Consider the following 23028-nt stretch of genomic DNA (forward strand, 5'->3'; position numbering starts at 1 on the left):
GAGTGCCGGCTTCCGCAAATGGAGGAGAAAGAATCATGGCAGGATATAGAAAACTTGGAAGAACTTCCAGTCAGAGAAAAGCAATGCTGCGCAGCCTGGTAACCGCACTGTTATTCAACGGCAAGATCGTTACCACTGAGGCAAGAGCAAAAGAAGTGAAGAAGATCGCTGAGGGTCTGATCGCTCTGGCAGTAAAAGAGAAAGATAACTTCGAGACCGTTAAAGTTACCGCTAAGGTAGCTCGCAAAGACGAGAACGGCAAGAGAGTAAAAGAAGTTGTTGACGGCAAGAAAGTTACCGTTTACGACGAAGTAGAGAAAGAGATCAAGAAAGATAAAGCTTCCAGACTTCACGCTAGAAGACAGATGCTGAAGGTTCTCTACGATGTAACAGACGTTCCGACTGCAAGAGCAGGCAAGAAGAAAAACACTAAGAAGGTAGATATGCCGGCTAAGCTGTTTGATGAGCTTGCACCGAAGTACGCTAACCGCAATGGTGGTTACAGCCGTATCGTTAAGATCGGTCAGCGTAAGGGCGACGGCGCTATGGAAGTTCTGTTAGAGCTGGTATAATTTAGATAGATTCGTTTGTTTAAGTTGTATCAAATCTTCGTTCTTTTACGCAAGTCTTGAATCGCAAGATGATTTTATACCCCGGTTTGGGAGACAGAGAAATCTGTCTTCTGAGCCGGGGTTTTTTGACGTTAGAATGGAATTTTTGTAACTGTTTACCATGAGAAAAAGCCAGGGTTTTAATTGAATGAAAAAAATAGAAAGAATGGCGCAAAAATAGCAGACTGAATTTTACGGTTTTCCGCATACTAGGATTAAACGATTTTATGGAACAATTTCTTGGATTCAAACAGAGTGTACATCTGCATTTCGTTGAAATTCGCCGCAGGGTGGAATCTACGGAACGGGGGAAGTACATAGGAGTAGAAGGAGGAAAAAACGTGCGAAAAAACCCTAGTATGTGGAAAACAACAAGTCGGAAGGAAAAACTTCGCCGTGTTCTGCTGATAATCTTTGGTGCGGGGGTCATTGCGCTTGCCGGCGTATCTTATCAATATGTGAAGAACGCGGTTCCCGACCGCATCAATGTGGTGGTGGACCGGCAGGAGCAAGTTCGCTTTGGGCTGCCGTTTCGGGCATTGCTGGAAAGTGAGAGCGAGGAGGTGCTTCTAAACGGCAACTCTAAAATTCCATCCGACCAGATCCATCTGCAGCTCAACCAGCCCTTTTCCATCTATTCTGAACAGGAGGGAACGTACCGTTTAAGTCTCAAACTCTTTGGAATATGGAAATTAAAGGATATCGAGGTAGATGTGTCGGACGTCCAGTATGCGGTTCCCTGTGGGCTGCCGGTGGGTATTTACATGAAATCCGACGGACTGATGGTGATCGGAACCGGAAGGGTGACAGCACAGACGGGGGAGGTGATGGATCCGGCGGACGGAATCCTGCGTTCTGGAGACTATATCGAGGCAATCAACGGGACGCCGGCGACGGACAAGAAAGATATGATACGGGCAGTCAAGGAAGCGGGAAATATGGCTCTGACACTTTCAGTGCGCCGCGAGGGAGAGACGATGGATGTACAGATGACGCCGGTACAGACGCAGGAGGGAGACTATAAGCTGGGGCTGTGGATCCGCGACGATACGCAGGGCATCGGTACGATGACCTATGTATGTGCTAACGGCGCGTTTGGAGCGCTGGGACACGGTATCAGCGATGGCGACACGGGACTTCTGGTGCAGACCTCCGGCGGCGAACTATACGATACGGAGATTCTGGGCGTGGAGAAGGGAAGTTTCGGAAAGCCGGGCGTGATGTCGGGCGTTATCTACTATGGAAATCAGTCGCGGCTGGGAAGTGTGGAGGCCAATACGGATCAGGGCATTTTCGGGACGGCAAATCCGCGCTTTTTAAGCCGGGTAAAGAACCCTGCAATTCCGATCGGTTACCGTCAGGACGTCAAAAAAGGCCGTGCCTGCATCCGTAGCAGCGTGTCCGGGGAATTGAAAGACTACGAGATTGAGATTCAGAAAATAGACCACTCCTCCAACCGCCACAACAAGGACATGGTCATTCGCGTAACCGATCCGGAACTTCTGTCCCTGACCGGCGGGATCGTCCAGGGCATGAGCGGCAGCCCCATCATCCAGAACGGAAAACTCATCGGAGCAGTTACGCACGTTTTTATTCAGGATTCGACGCGTGGGTATGGGATTCTGGTGGAGAATATGCTGGGACATTGAATCTGGATGCAAAGTAACTGTTTACGGGTGGGAATTTTCTGAACTTAAAATTCCATATGATACAGTTCTGGCAGCAGATTTTGCCGATTTTGAATGCGCAGCATCGGCAAAATCCTGTTGCTGGGCACACGTGTGTGAACAGTAACATGCAAAGTACAAAGTTTTTGCTCTCTTTATTGACAGGATATAAAAAAAGCGTATATAATAGAGCAAATTACATATTTGGCAAAACAGTTGAAAAGCTGCGACGCAAAGCTATAGGGCCTGTAAAATGGCAGCCAGTTGCATTAACACGATAACAGAGTATGTTATAGTTGTATGGCTATGGCGTAACTCTGTTTTTTTATAGGAATTTATCGAAACTTGATCTGCAAAGATGGAATTTTCATGTTCAGAAACCGGTCGTGGAGGCTTTTTAATTGCGTGTATTTTGTGTGTCTTTCGACCGGAATCGGTAAAACGTGGTGATAAGGGATCGTTAGATAGGCGTATGGCGGCTGGGCGGTAGAAGGTTTATAGCGGAATCTTAACAGATACGGTTAGCTACAATACATGCTTATATATAGTTTGCATCTTGTGTAATTTATTTTGCATCAAAAGAATTGATAGACAAAATGAGCGTTGAGTGTCGAACTGCGCGATCAAAACGAGTTGAAACTTGTTAAAAAAAGAATTTATAATTATTTTAATCATCACAGGTGCCGAGGAGGAGAATATTATGGCAGAAATGAAGATTGCGATCGCAGAGGATAATCGTCAGGCATTGGATATGCTTGGAAATATACTGGAAAGTGATAAGGAGATTCAGGTGGTCGGAAAAGCGGAAAACGGAACCGATGCCTATAATATGATCGTAAAGACAAAGCCGGATATTGTATTTCTGGACGTAGTGATGCCGGGAATGGATGGAATTTCGGTTATGGAGCGCATCAAGACAAATCAAGACTGTTCAGCTGACATTTCCTTTGTTATGATTACAGCTGCGAGCAGCGAGAATCTGACAGCGGATGCTTTTCGGATGGGCGCCTGTTATTACATAGTAAAGCCATTTTCGAAGGAGGCGGTTTTAGACAAGGTACATCGCCTGAAGAATTACAGGAACCGCGCTTCGACCCTGGCGGGCAACCGGAAGGTGGAGCCGTATATGGTGTCGGCGGAATATGAAAGACAGAATCTGGAGAGCGATGTGACGCAGATTCTGCATGAGATTGGGATTCCGGCTCATATTAAGGGATATCAGTACCTGCGGGATGCGATTATTTTGTCAGTCAGTGATAAAGAAATGCTCGGTTCTGTGACGAAAATCCTGTACCCGACCATCGCCAAGAAGCGCCAGACCACTTCAAGCCGTGTCGAGCGGGCAATCCGCCACGCGATTGAGGTCGCATGGAGCCGCGGCAAGATGGACACGATCAACGATCTATTTGGATATACCGTCAGCACAGGGAAAGGAAAGCCGACCAATTCGGAATTTATCGCATTGATTGTTGATAAGATTTGCCTGGATTATAAGCGGGATGTATAAAATCGTGCGGTGCTTTTTGGAGCCGAAAGTGCTGTAAGCCTTTTTAACACGATTGTAACACATTTATGAAAGTGACTGATTGCATGGGTAAATGTGTGTATGATAAGATAAAGGGGAAATAAAAGATGCAGGACTGAAAAACTGCCCCTGTATAAAACAGCTGGACAGAGAGGTCAGGAAAGCAGCTAAAAGAACGGAGAATTGCCTATGAAAAAAAAAGTACCGGCGTACAATGGAACCCTGCGGGATCACACGATTATGTGTCCGTATTGTATCAGTGAATGTTCAGGAATCCGCATCTTTGGAAAGCGTATCAAATCGATCGCCTTCTCAACGGATGTGGCAATCATCAAAAATATCAACGCGGATGCGATCATCGCAGTTTATCCGTTTACTCCGCAGGCAGCTATCTCACAGTCGATCATCAGCATCTCGGATGTGCCGGTGTTTGTCGGGGTCGGCGGCGGTCTGACCGGAGGAAAGCGTTCCGTCCGTCTGGCGCTTCAGGCAGAACATCAGGGAGCTTACGGTGTAGTGGTCAACGCGCCGATCGCGGATGAGGTCATCACGGAGATCAAGCAGGTGGTCGATATTCCGGTCATTGCGACGATTGCTTCGGTTCACACGGATGTCCGCCGCAAACTGAAGGCGGGAGCCGATATTTTAAATGTATCAGGCGCTGCCGCCACCGCATCGATGGTAGCCGAGATCCGGAAGGAGTATCCGGACGTTGCCATTATCGCGACCGGAGGACCGACTAACGAATCGATTTTGGAGACGATCGAGGCAGGAGCCAATGCGATCACGTACACGCCGCCGTCCAACGGCGAGCTGTTTGCGCGGACGATGAAGAAATACAGGGAGATCAATCCCTGATTATACAAAAGGCGGGATCGAAGAGAAAACATAATTTTCTTTTCGGCTCCGCCTTTTATCTCATACTATGAAAAACATCCAATTCAGAAAATACAGTCTGCAAATCGGAACTATTTGTCATATATTTCCCGATTTTTTTCTCTGTCGCCTACTTTCTAATTCCCTGATTCTATTGTATAATAATTTTAATAGGGTGCCAGATCGCGAGCGGGCACGGTTGGGAGGTAGTAGCTATGAAGAATATTCTGTTTATTGCATCGGAGGCGGTTCCATTTATCAAAACAGGAGGTTTGGCAGACGTTGTCGGATCCCTTCCAAAATGTTTTGATAAGCAGTATTTTGATGTGCGTGTCATGATCCCGAAGTATCTGTGCATCAAAGAGTCATTCCGCAATGAAATGAAGTATGTGAACCATTTTTATATGGATTATCTGGGACAGAACCGGTATGTGGGCATCCTGGAATATGAATATGAGGGCGTGACCTTCTATTTTATTGATAATGAGAGTTATTTCTGGGGTGATCGCCCGTATGGGGACTGGTATTACGATCTGGAGAAGTTTTCTTTCTTCTGCAAGGCGGCTCTCTCATCCCTGCCGGTGATCGGCTTCAAGCCGGATGTCATCCACTGCCACGACTGGCAGACGGGACTTATCCCGGTGCATCTCAAGGACAAATTCCACGGCGGCGAGTTCTTCCGGGATATCAAGTCCGTCATGACGATCCACAACCTGAAATTCCAGGGTGTGTGGGATGTGAAGACAATCCAGCATTTCTCTGAGCTGCCGGACTACTATTTTACACCGGATAAGCTGGAAGCTTACAAAGACGGCAATATGTTAAAAGGCGGCATCGTATACGCGGATGCGATCACGACGGTCAGCAACACCTACGCGGAGGAGATTAAGACTCCGTTCTACGGCGAGGGACTGGACGGTCTGATGCGTGCGAGAAGCAACAGTCTGCGCGGTATCTTAAATGGTATTGATTACGATGAATTTAATCCGGAGACAGATAAACGGATCGTACAAAATTATAACGCAAAGACATTCCGCAAGGAGAAATCCAAGAATAAAAAGGCGCTGCAGGCGGAGCTGGGACTGGCGCAGGACGAGAAAAAGTTCATGATCGGTATCGTCTCCCGTCTGACCGACCAGAAGGGACTTGACCTGGTACAGTGTGTGATGGATGAGATCTGTACGGAAGATGTACAGCTGGTTGTGCTGGGAACCGGAGATGAACGGTATGAAAATATGTTCCGCCACTATGACTGGAAGTACAATGATCGTGTTTCCGCTAATATTTATTATTCGGAAGATATGTCGCATAAGGTATATGCAGCCTGTGACGCATTCCTGATGCCGTCGCTGTTTGAACCATGTGGGCTGAGCCAGCTCATGGCGCTTCGCTACGGAACCGTGCCGATCGTGCGTGAGACGGGTGGCCTCAAGGATACTGTATGGCCATACAATGAATACGATGGAACCGGAACAGGATTTTCCTTTGCTAACTACAATGCACATGAGATGCTCGACTGCATCCGCTATGCAAAATACATCTATTATAATAAGAAGCGCGAGTGGAACAAGATCGTAGACCGCGGCATGGCGGCTGATTTTTCCTGGCAGACATCGGCTGGAAAATATCAGGAATTGTATGACTGGCTGATAGGATATTAATGACGAACCGAGTGATTTAGGACAGTGGCATATGTGTGGAAGAAAACAGAGGAATTAAGATAGTACAGGAGAGAAACATGACTTTTTTTCAGGAATTGACATCAAACCAGACGCTGATGACCGGCGTGACCGGGTGGGTGGTCGCCCAGGTGCTCAAGACGATTCTGGACATCGGGCTGAACCATTCGTTCAACCCGGAGCGTCTGATTGGATCCGGCGGTATGCCGAGTTCCCACTCATCCACTGTATGTTCGCTGGCAACGGCGGCGGCGCTGCGGTACGGAGTGGGAAGCTTTGAATTTTCCATCAGCTTTATTCTGGCGATGGTTGTTATGTATGACGCGATCGGTGTCCGGCAGGAGACAGGAAAGCAGGCAAGAGTTCTGAACCGCCTGCTTTTCGATGATTTCCTCAAGCTGGACGGCGTGGTATTACAGGAAAAATTGAAGGAATACGTGGGGCATACGCCGATACAGGTAGCAGCAGGCGCGATTTTAGGCATTTTGATTGCATTTATTCTCGATCCGATGTTCATATAACGAACATCGGATCTTTTCATTTTGGCTGATAGATGGTATAAATATAGGGATAACGTGTATTTAAGCGTTAAATGAAACTGAGGAAATGAGAACAGAACAATGGAACAGAGAAGAGACATAGAAAATATCAAACCAGCCTGCCGGTTAATTCTGGCGAGTGCGTCTCCGCGCCGCAGGGAGCTTTTGGAGCGGATTGGGCTGAAACCGGAGATTCATCCGAGCACTTTGGAGGAAAATCCGCTCTGTACGGAACCGGCGCAGGTTGTGATGGAACTGGCGGGACAGAAGGCGCGCGATGTGATGGCGCAGGTGCGTGAGGAGGCGCGGACGACGGGAATCCTATTTTCCGGGATTATCATTGGTTCCGATACCGTTGTCAGTGTGGATGACGAGATTTTAGGAAAACCGGCGGATCGGGATGAGGCGCTTGAGATGATCGGACGGATCCAGGGGCGCAGCCACAGTGTATACACGGGCGTGGCGATCCTGACTGAGGATCGGGAGAGCTGCTTTGCGGTTGAGACGCGGGTGGATGTATATCCGATGAGCGATGCGGAGATCGAGGCGTATGTAGACTGCGGCGAGTCGATGGACAAGGCGGGTGCATACGGCATTCAGGGAAGTTTTGCCGCGCATATCCGCGGAATCGATGGTTCTTACACGAATGTGATGGGGCTGCCGGTCGGAAGGCTCTATCAGGAATTGAAGCGGATCTGCCCGGAGAAGATAGAAGATCTGCTCAAGCATACGGCCTGAGGTGGATGGCTGATGGAAAGAAAGTTACTGTTCACGGGTAGGCACTTTTGGAACCGAAAGTGCCGTAAGAAAACGTGGTGGCAGACCGTGAACCAGAGTGGAAGGATTGACAGAACGCAGCGCTGCTGGTCATATGTGTGAACAGTATTCAAGTCGAACGTCCGTGAGACTTGGCGCGTGATTCTGGTCAGCGTAAGCTGACATATTCTTTACAGAATCACTGCGCATCCTCGCGGAGCGTTTATCTCAGTCGGAGACCCAACTCCCACTGAGACAAATTTGCTATTACTCACCACCTGAAGAGGTGGGAGTCTTCTCGACTGAGATAAATCAGCCGCTCAGAGAGAATATGTGACAGGAATTGCTAAAATATGCAGGAGAAAGGGAGTATCCATGCAGAAACAGAAAAGGAAGACAAACCATATCCACCGGGCGGCGTGTGCCCTGCTTGCGGGGCTGGCGCTCAGCCTGGGGCTTTTGACTGGATGCGGCTCGGACGGCAGCACGATCGTGGTGGGAAAGAAGAATGAAAAGGGTTATTCCCGCGCGGAAGTGATGGTGATTGCCATGACGGAGAAAAAACGCTATGAGGAGGTCTGTACGGATCAGATCTGGGGCGTTTCAGTTGGAGAAAAGGGCGATGATTTTGAAACGTATCTAAAAAAACAGATCCGTTCGTTTATGGATGAGCTGAAAATCATGAACCTGCTGGCAGCCGATCGGGGGATTTCCCTGACTTCAGAGGAGCGGGCGGCGATGGACCGGGCAGCAGCCGAGTATTTTGGGCGTCTGCCGCAGTCGGCGATTGACTCGATGGGCGTGACAGAGGCGGATGTCCAGCATATCTATGAGGATTATGGTCTGGCGGAGAAGCTGGCGGGACAGCTCACGGACAATGTGGCGCTGGAGGTCAGCGACAGTGAGGCAAAGGTGATCCATGTCAGTCAGATAAAGACATCGGATGAGAGCGAGGCAGACGCCTTCCAGCGGGCGGCATCGCAGGAAGATGCCGATTTCCAGTCCTGTGCCGAGGAGGCGGGGCTGACGGTGAGTGACCGGGTGCTGGGGCGCGGTGATGAGTCGGATGCCTATGAGAAAGAGGCATTTTCCCTTGCCGAGGGCGCAGTCAGCCAGGTGATCCATGCGGACGACGCGTACTATGTGCTCAAATGTACGGACGATTATGACGAGGACGAGACGGCGGCGCGCAAGGAGCGCATCTACGAGGAGCGGAAAAAACGCGCCTTTCAGGAGATCTACGACCGGTTCAGCAATACGATCTCCGTTTCTTACAGCAGCGGGCTCTGGGACAGTCTGGATCTGACCTCGGAGTTCGAGAAAAATGACGCGGATTTCTTTGAGATTTACGCGGAATATGCGATCAAATAGGTAGTCTGTACCTGGGGCGGGTGGATAAAAAGTAAACTTATTTTAAAAAAAGGATAACAATTCGGAACAACCGCTTGACTACCGGGGAAAATTCTTCTACAATGAACGGTAATGTCCGGTCAGGCGGACATACTGTGGAGGAAAAATACATGAATATCATAAAAGCGGTCAATCTTGTATTTGATTATATAAGACGCGATGAAGAGGGGCAGGTAGAGGAAGTAAAGCGCGCCCTGGATCATGTGAATCTGGAGATTGAGAAAGGCAGCTTTGTGGCAATCCTGGGACACAATGGTTCCGGCAAGTCCACATTTGCCAAGCAGATCAATGGCATTTTGAGCCCGACTGACGGTACGCTTTTTGTATCGGAGATGGATACGAGGGACGAGGCGCATCTGTGGGATATCCGCAAAAATGCGGGCATGGTCTTTCAGAACCCGGATAACCAGATCATAGGAAATATAGTGGAAGAGGACGTCGGATTCGGTCCGGAAAATATCGGAGTTCCGACCGAGGAGATCTGGAAGCGAGTGGATGAGAGCTTAAAGGCAGTCGGGATGACGATGTACCGCAAGCAGTCCCCGAACCATCTGTCCGGCGGACAGAAGCAGCGTGTGGCGATCGCGGGCGTCATGGCGATGAAACCAGAATGTATCGTGCTCGATGAGCCGACGGCGATGCTCGATCCGAACGGACGCAAGGAGGTTATCCGCACCGTCCATGAGTTAAACCGGGTGGAAGGAATCACGATGGTGCTGATCACCCATTATATGGAAGAGGTGGTCGATGCAGACCGCGTGATCGTCATGGATGACGGTCATATCGTGATGGACGGCACGCCGAAGGAGATTTTCTCCCGCGTGGAGGAACTAAAACAATACCGGATGGATGTGCCGCAGGTGACGGAGCTTGCGTGGGAGCTTAAGAAAAAGGGAATTCCGCTTCCAGATGGAATCCTTCGTAAATCGGAGCTTCTGGACGCACTGGTACCGCTTTTGAAAGAGGAATAGAGATGGCAATACAGGTAGAAGATTTGTGCTACACCTACGGCGAGGGCACGGCGTTAGAGCGCCAGGCATTAAAGCACGTGAGTTTTGAGATTCAGGACGGCGAATTTGTCGGTCTGATTGGTCACACTGGATCGGGAAAATCAACCCTGATCCAGCATTTAAACGGTCTGATCAAGCCGACCAGCGGCGACATTAAGTATCAGGGTGTCAGCATTTACAGCCAGGGTTATAAATTAAAGGATCTGCGGAGTAAAGTGGGGCTGGTGTTCCAGTATCCGGAGTACCAGCTCTTTGAGGCAGATATTTTTACAGACGTCTGTTTCGGACCGAAAAATCTGGGGCTTCCGCAGGAAGAGGTGGAAAAACGTGCCCGCCATGCCTTAAAGCTGGTCGGCATGGATGAAAAATTTTATAAGCAGTCCCCGTTTGAACTTTCCGGCGGACAGAAACGCCGCGTCGCGATCGCGGGTGTACTGGCGATGCGTCCGGAGATGATGATCCTCGACGAGCCGACGGCGGGACTCGATCCGCAAGGGCGCGATGAGATTTTAGGTCAGATCGAGCGCCTGAACCGGGAGCACGGGCTGACGATTTTGGTGGTTTCCCACAGCATGGAGGACATGGCGCGCTACGTGGACCGCATCATGGTCATGAACGACGGCGTGAAGATGTTTGACGATACGCCGAAGGAGGTATTCCGCCATTACAAGGAGTTAGAGGCGATCGGTCTTGCCGCGCCGCAGATCACTTATGTGGTGCAGGGACTTCGGGAGCGCGGGATTCCGATCGACGACACGATCACGACGGTAGAAGAGGCGCGGGAGGCGATTCTGGCGCTGTATAACAAGCGGAGGGAGAAACAATGATACGGGATATCACAATCGGACAGTATTATCCGGTCGAATCAGTGGTTCACCGGCTGGATCCGCGTACCAAGCTGTTTGGAACGCTGATCTACATTATTTCATTATTTTTCGCGGACAACCTGCTCTGCTATGCAGTGGCAACCGTATTTCTGGCGATGGCGGTCCGCACCTCACGCGTACCATTTAAATTTATTGTGCGGGGACTTAGGGCGATCGTGTTCCTGTTACTTATCAGTATCAGCTTTAACCTGTTTTTGACGAGCGGACGGGTTATTTTCCAGATTGGATTTTTAAAAGTGACGCATGAGGGCTTGCGGCTGGCAGTTTTCATGGGTCTGCGCCTGATGTATCTGGTGATTGGTTCCTCTGTCATGACGCTGACGACGACCCCGAACCAGCTTACGGACGGCTTGGAGCGGAGTCTGGGATGCTTGAACCGTCTCCATGTGCCGGTGCATGAGATCTCGATGATGATGTCGATCGCGCTGCGCTTTATCCCGATTCTGATTGAGGAGACGGATAAGATCATGAAGGCACAGATGGCGAGAGGCGCTGATTTTGAATCTGGCAATCTCGTACAGCGGGCAAAGAGCATGATCCCGATTCTGGTACCGCTTTTCGTATCGGCGTTCCGCCGCGCGACGGATCTGGCGATGGCGATGGAGGCGCGCTGCTACCGGGGCGGAAGTGGTCGGACCAAGATGAAGCCGCTGCATTATGAGAGGAGAGACCGGATTACCTACTTGATTCTTCTGGCTTATCTGGGAATTGTGATTGTACTGCGGATCGTTTTTTAGCGAAAAAGGGGTTACTGTCCGCGGGTAGGCACTTTTGGAACCGAAAGAGAGGTGCATAGGCTGTGCAAGCTGTGTGCCTCTTGATTTTTGTATTTTGGTTAGTTACAGCTAACATAAGGTGGAATGGAGAACAACAGAAGGAGGACTTCAATGGAATTAAAACAGCTTGAATATTTTATGGTTGCCTGTGAAAAAGGTAGTTTTAATCAGGCAGCAGAATGCCTATACACATCCCAACCGAATGTCAGCAAGGTGATCGGGATGCTGGAACAGGAGCTGGGGCGTGCGTTATTTGAGCGGACAAGCAGAGGGCTCAGGGTTACCCCATATGGAGAAACGGTCCGGGAGTATGCACACAATATTTTAAATCATGTGAGTCTTATTAACTCGCTGGCAGAAGATACGCAGGAACGGAAATTTACCGTTTCTACCTACCCGAGCAACATGATTGCGAGGCTTCTGACAGATTTTTATAAGAAATATGGCTGCGAGTGCCAGATTTCCCACCGGGAAGGCAGTGTGGAGGAGATTAGTGATCAGGTATCCCAGGGAATTTCGGAGTTGGGGATTGTGTATGTAGCACAGAAACAGGTTCCGGCATTCCGGCATATTTTGTCCCACAAAAAATTGTCTTTTCAGGAACTGGATGTCAAACCTGCCTGTGTTTATGTGGGACCAAATCATCCGCGTTATGGGGATGAGAGTATCGATTTTACCGAGCTTCCGCAGTTAAAATTCGTCAGCGGAATCCGGGATTTTTTCTCAATGGAGCATCATTTAAACCATGTGAGCCTGGGAGCGATCAGCACGGATATGCTGAATACGGTTGTACATACCAATAGCGATCATATGACAATGAATCTCCTGATGCAGAGCGATATCTGCAGCCTGGGAATTGATTTTTTATATGAGGATTATAAACAATATCCAATCCGTAATCTGAAGATCCGGAATAGTGAACCATTTCTGGTAATCGGATATATTTACCAGAATGAAGAAAAGCTGAGTGCGGAGGCAGCGTGGTTTTTAGAACATTTCAAAAAAATGCTTTAATTGTTTAGATATAACAAATCGTTATAGCAATCCCCCTGTAAAACGATAGTGGTTAGTTGTGCGTAACTATGTTATCCTTTTATCTGCCGGTAAAAACGAATTGTTTTAACAAAGTAGATAAAAGAGATGCAGGCTTTCAAACCTGCGTCAGGCATAACAGGAGGACATATATGAAAAAAAGTAAAAGACTCATAGCGGCAGCTGGTGTTCTTTCCGTGGCTGTCTTGGCTGGATGTGGCGGAAACGCTTCAAACAGTACAGAAGGGACAAAATCAGAGCAGAGTGCATCGGCAGAGAGCACGAAGGATGAACTGGTATTTGTTAATTACCGGGATATCCGTGATCTGAATCCACATCTGTATGCAGGTGAAATGTATGCACAGGAAATGCTCTACGAGACCTTAGTCAATATTACAGAAAATGGGTATGAGGGCTGCCTGGCAGAGAGCTGGGATATCAGTGAAGATGGAAAGACCTACACGTTCCACATCCGTGATGGAGTGAAATTTTCGGACGGAGAGGTGTGTGACGCCAACGCGATCAAGGCAAACTTTGATGCAATCATTGAAAACAAAGATCGTCACACTTGGCTGGAAATGATGAATCTTCTGGTTGGGGTTTCGGCTCCGGATGATAAAACCTTTGTGATCGAACTGTCGGAGCCGTACTATCCTCTGCTGACAGAGTTGGGAGTTACCCGTCCGTTTGCAATGATTTCTCCGAAGGCGATGAAGGACGGAAGCACAAAGGATGGCGTAAACGAATACATTGGAACAGGTCCATATGTCCTGACCGATTTTGTGACAGATGAGTATGCAGTATTTGAAGCAAACGAAAACTATTGGGGGGAGCAGCCGTCCATCAAAAAGATTACGGTAAAAGTAATACCGGATAATCAGACGCGTATCATGGCACTGGAAAAAGGGGAAATTGATCTGATTTTCGGTAAAAATATGATTGATGCGGATGCAATTAACCAGTATACGGGAAATGACAATTTTACGGTTGCGTTATCGGATCCGACCTCGACCCGGCAGATTGTACTGAATACAACCCGTGATATTCTGGATGAGAAGGAAGTGCGTAAGGCACTTCAGCATGCGACAAACAAAGCAGCGATTTCAGAAGGTATTTTTTATGGTCTGGAACAGCCGGCGGATACACTGTTTGCATCTACCGTTCCTTACTGCGATATCAATCTGACCCCATATGAGTATGATGTGGAAGAAGCAACGAAGATGCTGGAGGAAGCAGGCTGGACGTTGGCTGGAGACGGCGTACGTGAAAAAGACGGCCAGAAAATGGAACTGGAGCTGCTTTATAACAGCGATAGTGTGACGGAAAAAGCGATTGCGGAGTACCTCCAGAGCGAATACCAGAAGCTGGGTGTCTCCCTGAACATTCATGGAGAGGAAGAACAGTCTTACCGTGATAGTATGAAGGCTGGAAACTTTGACATGGTATTTAATATCTGCTGGGGAACTCCGTATGACCCGCAGTCCTCCCTGGCGGCGATGCGCGCTCCGGTTTATGGAGATTTTGCGGCACAGCAGGGACTGGAAGATAAGGCAGATATCGATGATGCGATTACAGAGATCCTGGTTTCCACGGATGAAGAGCGCCGTCAGGAGCTGTATACATTTGTGCTGACCCGTCTGCATGAGGATGCGGTCTATATTCCGCTTACTTATGAGTGCAATAAGGCAATCTACCGTTCGGATCTGCAGGGCTTCCATTTTACGCAGACTCAGTATGAGGTTCCGTTCGCTGATTTCTATTTTGGAGAGAAGAAATAAAGGAAAAATAAATGAAACAATATATCATAAAACGAATCCTGTCGGCAATTCCGCTTCTTATTATCATTTCGTTTGTGTGTTTTGTGTTTATTAACCTGATACCATCCGATCCGGCGGAGGTGGCACTGCGCATCCGCCAGGTACCGATTATTACAGAAGAAGCGGTGGCACAGGTAAGGGCGGAACTTGGATTGGACAAACCATATCTGATACGATATATTTCCTGGCTGGCTGACTGTCTGAGGGGAGATTTTGGAATCAGTTACGTCAATCCGAGCCGTACAGTTGCGGGCGAACTGATGCGCTGTCTTCCGGCGACTCTGCAGCTTGCGGGTGTATCGTTTGTGATGGTTCTGGTACTGAGCATTCCGATTGGAGTGCTCTGTGCCGTTTATAAGGATGGTGTGTTTGACCGCATCATGCGGGCGATTGTTTTTATGACAACGGCGATGCCTGCATACTGGGTAGGGCTTCTTCTGATCTGGCTGGTTTCGATCAAGCTGGATCTGCTTCCAACGAGCGGAAGCGGGAGCTTTAAACACCTGATTCTGCCATCGTTTACGGTATCATTGAGTTATATATCGACGTATATCCGCCTGATCCGCAATAATATGTTGGAAAACATGAAACAGGATTATGTTCTCTATGCCAATGTGAGAGGCATTCCAAACCGGCAGATTCTTCTTAAACACATTTTGAAAAATTCGATGCATACTTGTATTGTAGCGATCGGAATGAGCATACCGCAGCTGATTTCCGGAACGATCGTCGTTGAGAATGTATTTGCCTGGCCGGGGCTTGGGACACTCTGTATCAGCTCGATTTTTAACCGGGATTATCCGGTGATCCAGACGTATGTGCTATTGATCGGAGTACTATTTGTCGGATTTAATTTATTATTTGATATTCTTCAGACAATTTCAGATCCGCGTCTTAGAAAGGAGAGTCATTGATGGTAGGACGATTGATTCGAAACCGGGCGGCCGTTGGAACGATTGGTCTGGTGCTTATCGTGGCGCTCATAGGGATCTTTGCACCGTTTATCGCACCGAATGATCCGTATGCAACGGATATTTTAAATAAATTTGCCGGATTCAGCCAGCAGTATCCACTTGGTACCGATAATCTGGGACGGTGTATTTTGTCGAGAATGATTTATGGAATCCGTCCGACGCTGGGGCTGGCAGTCCTGACCATGCTTGGAACGATTGGCCTGGGAGCGTTGATGGGACTTTTGGCAGGTTATTTCCGCGGGATCGTGGAAGAGGTGATCATGCGCACAGTCGATGTAATGCTTTCATTTCCGAGCCAGATCATGGTGTTTGCAGTGGTAGCCCTGTTGGGAATCAGCGTGCAGAATGTAATTCTGGCCAATGTGTTTATTAAATGGGCCTGGTATGCGCGGATGATCCGGACAGGTGTTATGCAGTATCGTGACCGGAACTTTGTGCGCTTTTCACGATGTATAGGAACACCAGAATCTTTTATATTATTTCGCCATCTTGTACCGTCAATTGCGGCAGATCTGGCAGTTTTATCCTCTCTGGATGTCGGATGGGCGATTATCAATATTTCAACCCTCTCATTTCTGGGACTGGGTGTACAGGCACCGACACCGGAATGGGGAGCGATGCTGAGCGAGGCGAAGAATGTCCTCACCAGCAATCCGGTACAGATGCTGGTTCCGGGAATTGCGGTGGTAATTCTGGTAGCAGCGTTTAACCTGATGGGAGATGCCCTGCGGGATGTGCTGGATCCGAAGGAGGTGCAGAAATGAGCCTGAATCATGAGCGGGTGCAGCCGATTCTGCGGGTGGATGGACTGAATGTAGAACTGAAAATCAGAAATAAACAGAAAAAATTGGTCGAGAATGTAAGCTTTGAGGTAGAGCCGGGGCAGTGCCTGGGTATTCTGGGAGAATCCGGAAGCGGAAAAAGCATGACGGTAAAAGCAATTCTGGGACTTCTGGACCGCCAGTTCCGGATAGAAGGACAGGCATGGTTTGAGGGAAAGGATCTATGCCGGGCAGGACGGGATGAACTGCGGCGGCTGCGTGGGCAGAAGATAGGCATGGTTCTCCAGAATCCGATGACCTGCTTTGATCCACTTTACCGGATTGGAAGCCAGATGGCCGAGACCTTTGCAGCCCATACAGATTGGGATCGGGCAAAGATCCGGGAGATTTCCCTGGAAGTATTGGAAAAAATGAGAATTCATAATCCGGAGGAAGTGCTGGGGCAGTATCCACACCAGCTTTCCGGAGGAATGCTTCAGAGAATCATGATTGGGCTGGCACTGGCGATGAAGCCGGCACTTCTGGTGGCAGATGAACCGACAACGGCAATCGATGCCATCACCCAGGCTGAAATTTTGAAGGAATTTCAGCGGATCAAGGAAGAAAGTCATACGGCGATGATATTTATCTCCCATGATTTGGGGGCGGTTTCGAAGATTGCGGACGAGATCGTCGTGATGAATGGAGGAAAACTGGTCGAACAGGGCGATTTTGAACATATCTTAAGGCATGCAAAGGATCCGTATACACGGATGCTTGCAGAGACACGGCGCTCGGTCATGGAGCGCTACCGGCTTTGCCTGGATAATCAGGAGGAATTATGCTTGAATTAAAAGATATATGTGTCAGCTTCCGGAGTGAGCGTCAGGATAAATTGTTTGGAACCTCCAGGGACCAGGTGCTGTTTGACGTATCTTTGCAGGTGGAAAAGGGAAGCTGCCTGGGGATCTTAGGAGAAACCGGAAGCGGAAAATCGACGGTTGGACGTGTCCTTTGCGGACTTTTAAAACCGGATTCCGGGCAGGTGCTTCTGGATGGGGAGGAGATTTATCGAAACCGTCAGGGGAGAAAGAATCTGCAGAAGAAAATCAGTATTGTTTTTCAGGATTATACAACCTCGGCGAACCCGCGTTTCCGTATACGGGATATTCTGGCGGAGGGACAGCGGGCAGCAGCACGTAAAAAGGGAATACGGAAGCTTTCAAGAGAGAAAATAAAAAAAGGTGCCGGAGAGCTGATGGAGATGGTGGGACTAAGTTCAGATTTTCTGGATCGATATCCCCATGAATTGTCCGGCGGTCAGCTCCAGCGAGTCTGCATTGCCCGGGCGGTAGCCTGCGAACCGGAGATAATTCTGTTCGATGAGGCGATTTCATCTTTGGATGCACATACGCAGGTGCAGGTTATGGATCTGCTTATAGATTTAAAGGAGAAACTGAATCTGACGTATGTATTTATTACGCATGATTTGACGTCGGTTACCTATCTGTGCGATGAGGTGCTGTTTTTATACCGCGGACATATCACAGAATGCCGTCCGGTCCGGGAGCTGGGAAAGACAACGGATGAATATGCGCGCAGGCTGCTGCAGGCGATCGTTTAGATGGAATTGAGTAAAAGGAGCAGAAAAGTTCTCAGAACAGGAAATAGAACATGAAAATATATGAAACGAAGGTGGAGGCAGGCACGAAGCAGTGGCTGAAAATTCCGGTGGATGAGGAATGCAGCCTGAAAGCGGCGGCTTTCTGTGGTTCAAGACCGGGAAAACGGTTGATTGTTACAGCGGGGGTACATGGCTGTGAGTACATAGGAATTCTGGCAGTTTCCCGTCTGATTCAGGAACTGGATCCGAGGCAGATGAAGGGAGAGGTTGTATTTCTTCCGATTGCTAATGAAGGTGGATTTTATAAGGAAATCAAGCAGCTGGTACCGGAGGATGGTGTCAATTTAAATCGGGCATTTCCGGGAACGGAAATGGGAAGCCGGTCAGCGAAGATAGCAGCAGCTGTGGAAACGTATCTGTATCCAGATGCGGACTTCCTCGTGGATCTCCATAGTGGAGATATTCACGAGATGGTAGTTCCGTTTGCCTTTTTTCCGGTGGCAGCAGGCGAGACGGTAGAAAAAAAGGCGGCTGCAGCGGCAAGAGCGATGTCTTTGTCGTGGAGAGTGGCATCAACGGCGAAAAATGGTCTGTACAGCTGGGCAGCGCAGAAAGGAATCCCGGCTCTTCTACTAGAACGGGGCGGACTGGGACGTTGGACAGAACGGGAGGTGGATGCATATCGGATAAACCTGTATGAACTGCTGGTTCATCTGGATATTTTGCCAGAAAGTATTCTGGAATCAGTCAAAGGAATGAATTTAAAAGATTCAGAAAGCTCCCCGGAATCAGAGGTACTTCCATCCGGGAAAATAGAGCAAAGGGAGATTCGGATCATGCGCTATCTGGAGGCACCGGGAAATGGATTCTGGTATCCGGCTATCCGGGAAGGAAGCTGCCTGAAAAAAGGAGATTTACTGGGAGAAATCCGGCGGCTTGACGGCAGCCTGATGTATCGTTATGAATCAGAGCTTGACGGCATGGTCTTTTACTATACCTTGTCACTGGGGGTAAGTGAGGGAGAACCGCTGGTAGCATATGGCGAATGCTAAGAAAAAAGCATCTTTGGATGAAAGGATCCAAAGGTGCTTTTTGCATAGGAAAAGACGGTCAATAAAAAAATATCTGTCAAAAAAAGGGGATTATATGGTATGATAAATAGCAGAAAATAGATTTTTGAGGATAAATATAGAAATAGAGGAATATATATGAGACGAATTAAGCTAGTGGTTTCCTATGACGGAACCGCCTACTGCGGGTGGCAGCTACAGCCCAACGGAGTCACGATCGAGGAAGTGTTAAACAAGGCGCTTTCTTCTCTTTTAAAAGAGGATATCCAGGTCATCGGGGCGAGCCGGACGGATTCGGGTGTCCATGCGATGGGAAATGTGGCAGTTTTCGATACCGAGAGCCGGATTCCGGGGGATAAGATCTGCTTTGCACTCAACCAGCGCCTGCCGGACGATGTGCGGATCCAGGCGTCGGAGGAGGTGCCGCTTACCTTCCATCCACGCAAGGCAAACTGCGTGAAAACGTATGAATACAAGATTTTGAACCGCAAGATCGATATGCCGCTGCAGCGCTTATACAGCCATTTCTGCTATTTCAATCTGGATTTAGAGAAAATGCAGAAGGCGGCATCCTATCTCATCGGCGAGCACGATTTCAAGAGTTTCTGTACGGTGCGGACGCAGGCGGAGGAGACGGTGCGGACGATCTACAGCCTGACCGTGACGAAGGCGGACGACCTGATTACGATTCGCATCAGCGGCAGCGGTTTCCTCTACAATATGGTCCGGATCATCGCCGGGACGCTGGTTAAGATCGGCATGGGAGTTTACCCGCCGGAGAAGATGGAGGAGATTCTGGAGGAGAAAAACCGGGCGGCAGCAGGTCCTACGATCCCAGCACGCGGGCTGACGCTCGTAAGCCTGGAGTATGAAAAAGAGCTGGCACCGTACCTGGAGGGCGAAAATAAGCACTGGCACTATGTGCTCGATCAGAGAAATGTCCCGGAGAAAGGGCTTGCATACCTCACGATCGAGCGCTGTGAGCCGGAAGAGCTTGACGGTGTGCTGCGCCGCGTGATCCATCAGGCATACCGAAACGGCGCGAAACGGGTGTTTGTGCGGGATACGTTTGGAGAAGAGGGGAGCATCTGCGGATATTACCGGCTGAGACGGCAGCCGGAGACGGAAGAAGGCTGGCTGGAAGCCGTCTACGAGGGTGAACATCGGTGAGCATGAGTAGAACATTTGATTATCTGGTCTGTTTCAGCGTCTATTCGCTGATTATCCTGATTATAGGAAAATCATCGTTCGGTGAGAGCGATTCGATAGGGAAATTTTTTATCGGAGAACGGAAATGCGGGTTCTGGCGGCTGTTTTCCACCTTCGTCGGGACCTGGGTGTCCGCTGCGACCATTCTGGGATACACGGGCAATGTTTTTGAAAATGGAACCTCCGTGATCGCTGTGACGGTTATCCCGTGGTTCATCGGCGCGGGGCTGCTGTATCTCATCAGCGGTCGTATCTATGACTGCGACATGCTCACGATCCCGCAGTTTATCGGGGAGCGCTACCATTCCCGCTTTCTGCGGACCTGCTGTGCGCTGCTGCTCTCGGGCGGTTACGTTTTTTATCTGGTGATCCAGATAAAGGGATTTGGAATTGCGGCGGCGACGCTTTTAAATATTGATTATAAAGTTGCAATTTTTTTGGTTTATCTGTTTATTCTGTATTCTACCTTTGGAGGATTCAATTCAGTTACCAAGACGGATGGCGGAAACCTTATCATGCTCACGATCAGTATAGTGGTTGTCTATTTTGTCGTGGTCGGAGGAATAGAGGGAAGCGGATTTTTGACAAACGCGGAGGTGTTTAGCCGAAATGCGGCGGGCAGCGGGACGGACAGTTTTGGAAATCTGATGAAAGATTACAGCCTTACCATGTACCTCACGATGTTTTTTGGCTGGGGTATGGGGCTGGCAGCGAACCCACAGTATCTGATCCGGATTGTGGCGGCAAAGAGCCGTGAGACGGCGCGGAAAGTCCTGATCTGTTCGCTGGTGTTCTTGACATTTTTTTATTTCTGCCTGACCCAGATCGGTCTGGGGCTTCGGATCCTGTTTCCTTATCTGTCCTATTACTTCGGATCAGACGATATTTTTGTCTACGCAATTAATTATTTGCTCCGATCGCGGTTCAGCGGATTTTTCTTAATCAGCGTGATCGGCGCGTGCATGTCGACGGCGAACTCGCAGCTGCTTCTGATTGGCTCGATGATGTCCTACGATGTGGCGGCGCAGTATGGAAAATGGAAGAAAACAGAGGACCGTATCCTGGGGCTGACGCAGCTCTTTATCTTTCTCGGCGGAACGCTGGCGCTTCTGCTCTCCTTAAATCCACCGTCCAACAGCCTGTTTTTCGGCGCGGATATCTGGGGATTGTTTTCAGCAATTCTGACGCCACTTCTCTACGGCACGCTTTATTATAAGCGGGCAACGAGGACGGGCGCATGGGCGGCATTTGTGACAGGGGTAACCGGGACGGTGCTGCTTCAGCCACGCGAGCTGCCGGTTTACTGGGGATTTCCGGTGACGCTGTGTTCGACCCTGGTTTTTGTCCTTGCCCCGGTGCTGGAGAGTATATGGAAAAAACGTGCTTGCTAAAGGCGGGCATTTGGAAACATGAAGCTGTCAGACAACAGCGAGAAGGAGGCGAAAACGAGCGATGAATAAATGGCTGAAACGTCTTTCAAATTGGTTTTTCCAGATTGAAAATGAGGTCATGATTCCCTTTGTTCTGGTGGGAATCCTTGTCATCGGAAGTTTCAGCGTGATTTCCTATTATAATGGCTACACGATGCAGAAAAACAGCGAGCTGGAGCTGGCGGATACGCTGTTTGAGGATGTAAACCGCGATCTGCATTTTCTGGAAAAGCGTCTGCCGGAGGAGGAGATCGCGGAAAAATACCGGAATTTTGAGCGCGGGCGGATTCGGATTCTGGATCGTGACGGTGAGGAGATCACGGCTGGAACCCGTTGGGAAAACACATCGGTACTGGCAGTCAGCAAGGGGGACAATCCATTTGGCTGGCGGCTGGAGTACCGGATGGATGAGAGAATATTCGGGGAACGCATCTTAGAGCAGCAGAGCTATCTGGTAGTCGGCGCGATCGCGTCGCTGATTCTCATCTGCCAGGCAAGCATTTTCATTTCCCACAGTATCACGCGCCCCATCCGCCGGATGAGCCATACCTGTAAGGAAATCGAGGAAAACAAGGGCAGTTATCAGAAATACCGTTTTGAGGCGGTCAGCCGCCACGACGAGATCGGACAGCTGGCGGTTACCTTTGAGGGGCTGCTCAAAAACATGGATAATTACACGAAAATGGAATATACCAGCCGGATGGCAGCGACGCTGGCGCATGAGATCAAGAACCCGATCGCGGGCATCCGCTCCGGCATTCAGCTTTTAAAGGGCAGGACGGTCAAGGACGGCGATAAAATGCTCTGTGACAGCATGATCCATGAGATCGACCGTGTCACGGCGCTGATCATGAACCTTCTGACTTTGTCAATCCGGCGTGAATCACCGAAAACGGAGATTTCTGTGACCGGTGTTTTAAAGGAGATCGGAATGATCTATGCGAAAGGACCGGACAGCCGCCGCGCATCGCTTTTTGTGGAGGCAGAAGAGGGACTGAGGGCGTGTCTCAATGAAAATGAGTTTCGCCAGATCATTCACAACCTGATCAGCAACAGCCTGAGGGCGCTGGTACCGGACCGCGAGGGACAGATTAAGCTTATGGCAGCCGCGCAGGAGAAAGAAGTGATTGTGACGGTGCGGGACAACGGAAAAGGCATGACGGAGGAAGAAGTCTCCAAGGCGCTGGAACCATTTTATACAAAGAGCATCAACGGAACCGGGCTTGGGCTCTCAATCGTGAGCCGCCTGGTGGAGTCAAATGGAGGAACGATGGAGATCGTGAGCAAGCCGGGGGTAGGGACAGACGTGGTTTTAAAATTTCCGGGGAAAATGGTATAGTGTGACCATTTAATGAGGTATTTCACGAATTTAGTA

Annotated in this window: 21 protein-coding genes and 1 riboswitch; all 21 genes read left to right on the plus strand. The window is 49.3% G+C overall.

Going from position 1 to position 23028, the window contains the following annotated elements:
- The first annotated feature begins 35 nt into the window (after positions 1–35).
- The 21 genes from DXB70_RS01315 (at position 36) to DXB70_RS01420 (ending at position 22992) form a co-directional block, all read left to right on the plus strand.
- Positions 36–572 (plus strand): L17 family ribosomal protein, encoded by a 537-nt coding sequence (locus DXB70_RS01315; RefSeq protein ID WP_022360547.1) that lies wholly within the window; start codon positions 36–38, stop codon positions 570–572.
- Positions 573–952: 380 nt separating this feature from the next.
- Positions 953–2260 carry a SpoIVB peptidase gene (gene spoIVB, locus DXB70_RS01320; RefSeq protein WP_347559573.1) on the plus strand — a complete coding sequence of 436 codons (1308 nt, stop codon included), beginning with the start codon at positions 953–955 and terminating at the stop codon, positions 2258–2260.
- Between the two features lie 214 nt (positions 2261–2474).
- Positions 2475–2550: riboswitch (cyclic di-GMP riboswitch) on the plus strand.
- 428 nt (positions 2551–2978) lie between these two features.
- A complete protein-coding gene (gene spo0A / locus DXB70_RS01330) occupies positions 2979–3785 on the plus strand; it encodes a sporulation transcription factor Spo0A (RefSeq protein ID WP_118672527.1) in 807 nt (268 codons plus the stop codon).
- A 207-nt stretch (positions 3786–3992) separates the two neighbouring features.
- Complete coding sequence (locus DXB70_RS01335) at positions 3993–4661, plus strand: hydrolase (RefSeq protein WP_107000785.1); 669 nt, start codon at positions 3993–3995, stop codon at positions 4659–4661.
- Positions 4662–4894: 233 nt separating this feature from the next.
- Positions 4895–6340: a glycogen synthase GlgA gene (gene glgA / locus DXB70_RS01340; protein WP_022358456.1), complete on the plus strand. Its 1446-nt coding sequence runs from the start codon at positions 4895–4897 to the stop codon at positions 6338–6340.
- 77 nt (positions 6341–6417) lie between these two features.
- On the plus strand, positions 6418–6879 hold the full coding sequence (locus tag DXB70_RS01345; protein WP_117796491.1) for a divergent PAP2 family protein: 462 nt from the start codon (positions 6418–6420) through the stop codon (positions 6877–6879).
- 99 nt (positions 6880–6978) lie between these two features.
- Positions 6979–7635, plus strand: a complete 657-nt coding sequence (locus tag DXB70_RS01350) for a Maf family protein (RefSeq protein WP_118469080.1) — start codon at positions 6979–6981, stop codon at positions 7633–7635.
- Positions 7636–8028: 393 nt separating this feature from the next.
- A complete protein-coding gene (locus DXB70_RS01355; RefSeq protein ID WP_107000783.1) occupies positions 8029–9024 on the plus strand; it encodes a peptidylprolyl isomerase in 996 nt (331 codons plus the stop codon).
- Positions 9025–9173: 149 nt separating this feature from the next.
- Positions 9174–10034, plus strand: coding sequence for an energy-coupling factor transporter ATPase (locus DXB70_RS01360; protein ID WP_107001012.1), 861 nt, complete (start codon positions 9174–9176; stop codon positions 10032–10034).
- Positions 10035–10036: 2 nt separating this feature from the next.
- The gene (locus DXB70_RS01365; RefSeq protein ID WP_107000782.1) at positions 10037–10900 is read left to right on the plus strand and encodes an energy-coupling factor transporter ATPase; all 864 of its coding nucleotides are present in this window, start codon (positions 10037–10039) and stop codon (positions 10898–10900) included.
- Positions 10897–11697, plus strand: a complete 801-nt coding sequence (locus DXB70_RS01370; RefSeq protein ID WP_118471526.1) for an energy-coupling factor transporter transmembrane component T — start codon at positions 10897–10899, stop codon at positions 11695–11697. The genes DXB70_RS01365 and DXB70_RS01370 overlap by 4 nt, the downstream gene beginning before the upstream one ends.
- Positions 11698–11847: 150 nt before the next feature.
- Entirely contained in the window at positions 11848–12750 is a 903-nt protein-coding gene (locus DXB70_RS01375; RefSeq protein WP_118672528.1) for a LysR family transcriptional regulator, read from the plus strand.
- A 170-nt stretch (positions 12751–12920) separates the two neighbouring features.
- On the plus strand, positions 12921–14546 hold the full coding sequence (gene nikA / locus DXB70_RS01380; RefSeq protein ID WP_118481853.1) for a nickel ABC transporter substrate-binding protein: 1626 nt from the start codon (positions 12921–12923) through the stop codon (positions 14544–14546).
- An 11-nt stretch (positions 14547–14557) separates the two neighbouring features.
- Positions 14558–15499: a nickel/cobalt ABC transporter permease gene (gene opp1B / locus DXB70_RS01385; RefSeq protein ID WP_117796486.1), complete on the plus strand. Its 942-nt coding sequence runs from the start codon at positions 14558–14560 to the stop codon at positions 15497–15499.
- Positions 15499–16323 (plus strand): nickel/cobalt ABC transporter permease, encoded by an 825-nt coding sequence (opp1C, locus tag DXB70_RS01390; protein ID WP_107000778.1) that lies wholly within the window; start codon positions 15499–15501, stop codon positions 16321–16323. Before opp1B ends, opp1C begins: the two co-directional genes overlap by 1 nt.
- Complete coding sequence (locus DXB70_RS01395) at positions 16320–17174, plus strand: ABC transporter ATP-binding protein (RefSeq protein WP_107000777.1); 855 nt, start codon at positions 16320–16322, stop codon at positions 17172–17174. The genes opp1C and DXB70_RS01395 overlap by 4 nt, the downstream gene beginning before the upstream one ends.
- Entirely contained in the window at positions 17162–17944 is a 783-nt protein-coding gene (locus tag DXB70_RS01400) for a dipeptide/oligopeptide/nickel ABC transporter ATP-binding protein (protein WP_118481851.1), read from the plus strand. The genes DXB70_RS01395 and DXB70_RS01400 overlap by 13 nt, the downstream gene beginning before the upstream one ends.
- 50 nt (positions 17945–17994) lie before the next feature.
- Positions 17995–18996, plus strand: a complete 1002-nt coding sequence (locus tag DXB70_RS01405; protein WP_118481850.1) for a succinylglutamate desuccinylase/aspartoacylase family protein — start codon at positions 17995–17997, stop codon at positions 18994–18996.
- Positions 18997–19152: 156 nt separating this feature from the next.
- Entirely contained in the window at positions 19153–20184 is a 1032-nt protein-coding gene (gene truA / locus DXB70_RS01410; protein WP_118672529.1) for a tRNA pseudouridine(38-40) synthase TruA, read from the plus strand.
- A gap of 2 nt (positions 20185–20186) precedes the next feature.
- Positions 20187–21614 carry a sodium:solute symporter family protein gene (locus DXB70_RS01415; RefSeq protein ID WP_118293461.1) on the plus strand — a complete coding sequence of 476 codons (1428 nt, stop codon included), beginning with the start codon at positions 20187–20189 and terminating at the stop codon, positions 21612–21614.
- A gap of 61 nt (positions 21615–21675) precedes the next feature.
- Positions 21676–22992, plus strand: coding sequence for a HAMP domain-containing sensor histidine kinase (locus DXB70_RS01420; protein WP_117796482.1), 1317 nt, complete (start codon positions 21676–21678; stop codon positions 22990–22992).
- Positions 22993–23028: the final 36 nt, after the last annotated feature.

The organism is Clostridium sp. OM05-5BH, from assembly GCF_003481505.1.
Taxonomy (GTDB): Bacteria; Bacillota; Clostridia; order Lachnospirales; family Lachnospiraceae; genus Otoolea; species Otoolea fessa.

What these genes read in the sequence shown, in the direction of transcription:
- DXB70_RS01415 (WP_118293461.1), top strand. Translation starts at nt 20,187, where the DNA reads ATGAGTAGAACATTTGATTATCTGGTCTGTTTCAGCGTCTATTCGCTG.
- DXB70_RS01335 (WP_107000785.1), top strand. Translation starts at nt 3,993, where the DNA reads ATGAAAAAAAAAGTACCGGCGTACAATGGAACCCTGCGGGATCACACG.
- truA (WP_118672529.1), top strand. Translation starts at nt 19,153, where the DNA reads ATGAGACGAATTAAGCTAGTGGTTTCCTATGACGGAACCGCCTACTGC.
- DXB70_RS01360 (WP_107001012.1), top strand. Translation starts at nt 9,174, where the DNA reads ATGAATATCATAAAAGCGGTCAATCTTGTATTTGATTATATAAGACGC.
- nikA (WP_118481853.1), top strand. Translation starts at nt 12,921, where the DNA reads ATGAAAAAAAGTAAAAGACTCATAGCGGCAGCTGGTGTTCTTTCCGTG.
- DXB70_RS01345 (WP_117796491.1), top strand. Translation starts at nt 6,418, where the DNA reads ATGACTTTTTTTCAGGAATTGACATCAAACCAGACGCTGATGACCGGC.
- DXB70_RS01420 (WP_117796482.1), top strand. Translation starts at nt 21,676, where the DNA reads ATGAATAAATGGCTGAAACGTCTTTCAAATTGGTTTTTCCAGATTGAA.
- glgA (WP_022358456.1), top strand. Translation starts at nt 4,895, where the DNA reads ATGAAGAATATTCTGTTTATTGCATCGGAGGCGGTTCCATTTATCAAA.
- DXB70_RS01350 (WP_118469080.1), top strand. Translation starts at nt 6,979, where the DNA reads ATGGAACAGAGAAGAGACATAGAAAATATCAAACCAGCCTGCCGGTTA.
- opp1B (WP_117796486.1), top strand. Translation starts at nt 14,558, where the DNA reads ATGAAACAATATATCATAAAACGAATCCTGTCGGCAATTCCGCTTCTT.
- DXB70_RS01370 (WP_118471526.1), top strand. Translation starts at nt 10,897, where the DNA reads ATGATACGGGATATCACAATCGGACAGTATTATCCGGTCGAATCAGTG.
- opp1C (WP_107000778.1), top strand. Translation starts at nt 15,499, where the DNA reads ATGGTAGGACGATTGATTCGAAACCGGGCGGCCGTTGGAACGATTGGT.
- DXB70_RS01355 (WP_107000783.1), top strand. Translation starts at nt 8,029, where the DNA reads ATGCAGAAACAGAAAAGGAAGACAAACCATATCCACCGGGCGGCGTGT.
- spo0A (WP_118672527.1), top strand. Translation starts at nt 2,979, where the DNA reads ATGGCAGAAATGAAGATTGCGATCGCAGAGGATAATCGTCAGGCATTG.
- DXB70_RS01400 (WP_118481851.1), top strand. Translation starts at nt 17,162, where the DNA reads ATGCTTGAATTAAAAGATATATGTGTCAGCTTCCGGAGTGAGCGTCAG.
- DXB70_RS01405 (WP_118481850.1), top strand. Translation starts at nt 17,995, where the DNA reads ATGAAAATATATGAAACGAAGGTGGAGGCAGGCACGAAGCAGTGGCTG.
- DXB70_RS01315 (WP_022360547.1), top strand. Translation starts at nt 36, where the DNA reads ATGGCAGGATATAGAAAACTTGGAAGAACTTCCAGTCAGAGAAAAGCA.
- DXB70_RS01395 (WP_107000777.1), top strand. Translation starts at nt 16,320, where the DNA reads ATGAGCCTGAATCATGAGCGGGTGCAGCCGATTCTGCGGGTGGATGGA.
- DXB70_RS01365 (WP_107000782.1), top strand. Translation starts at nt 10,037, where the DNA reads ATGGCAATACAGGTAGAAGATTTGTGCTACACCTACGGCGAGGGCACG.
- DXB70_RS01375 (WP_118672528.1), top strand. Translation starts at nt 11,848, where the DNA reads ATGGAATTAAAACAGCTTGAATATTTTATGGTTGCCTGTGAAAAAGGT.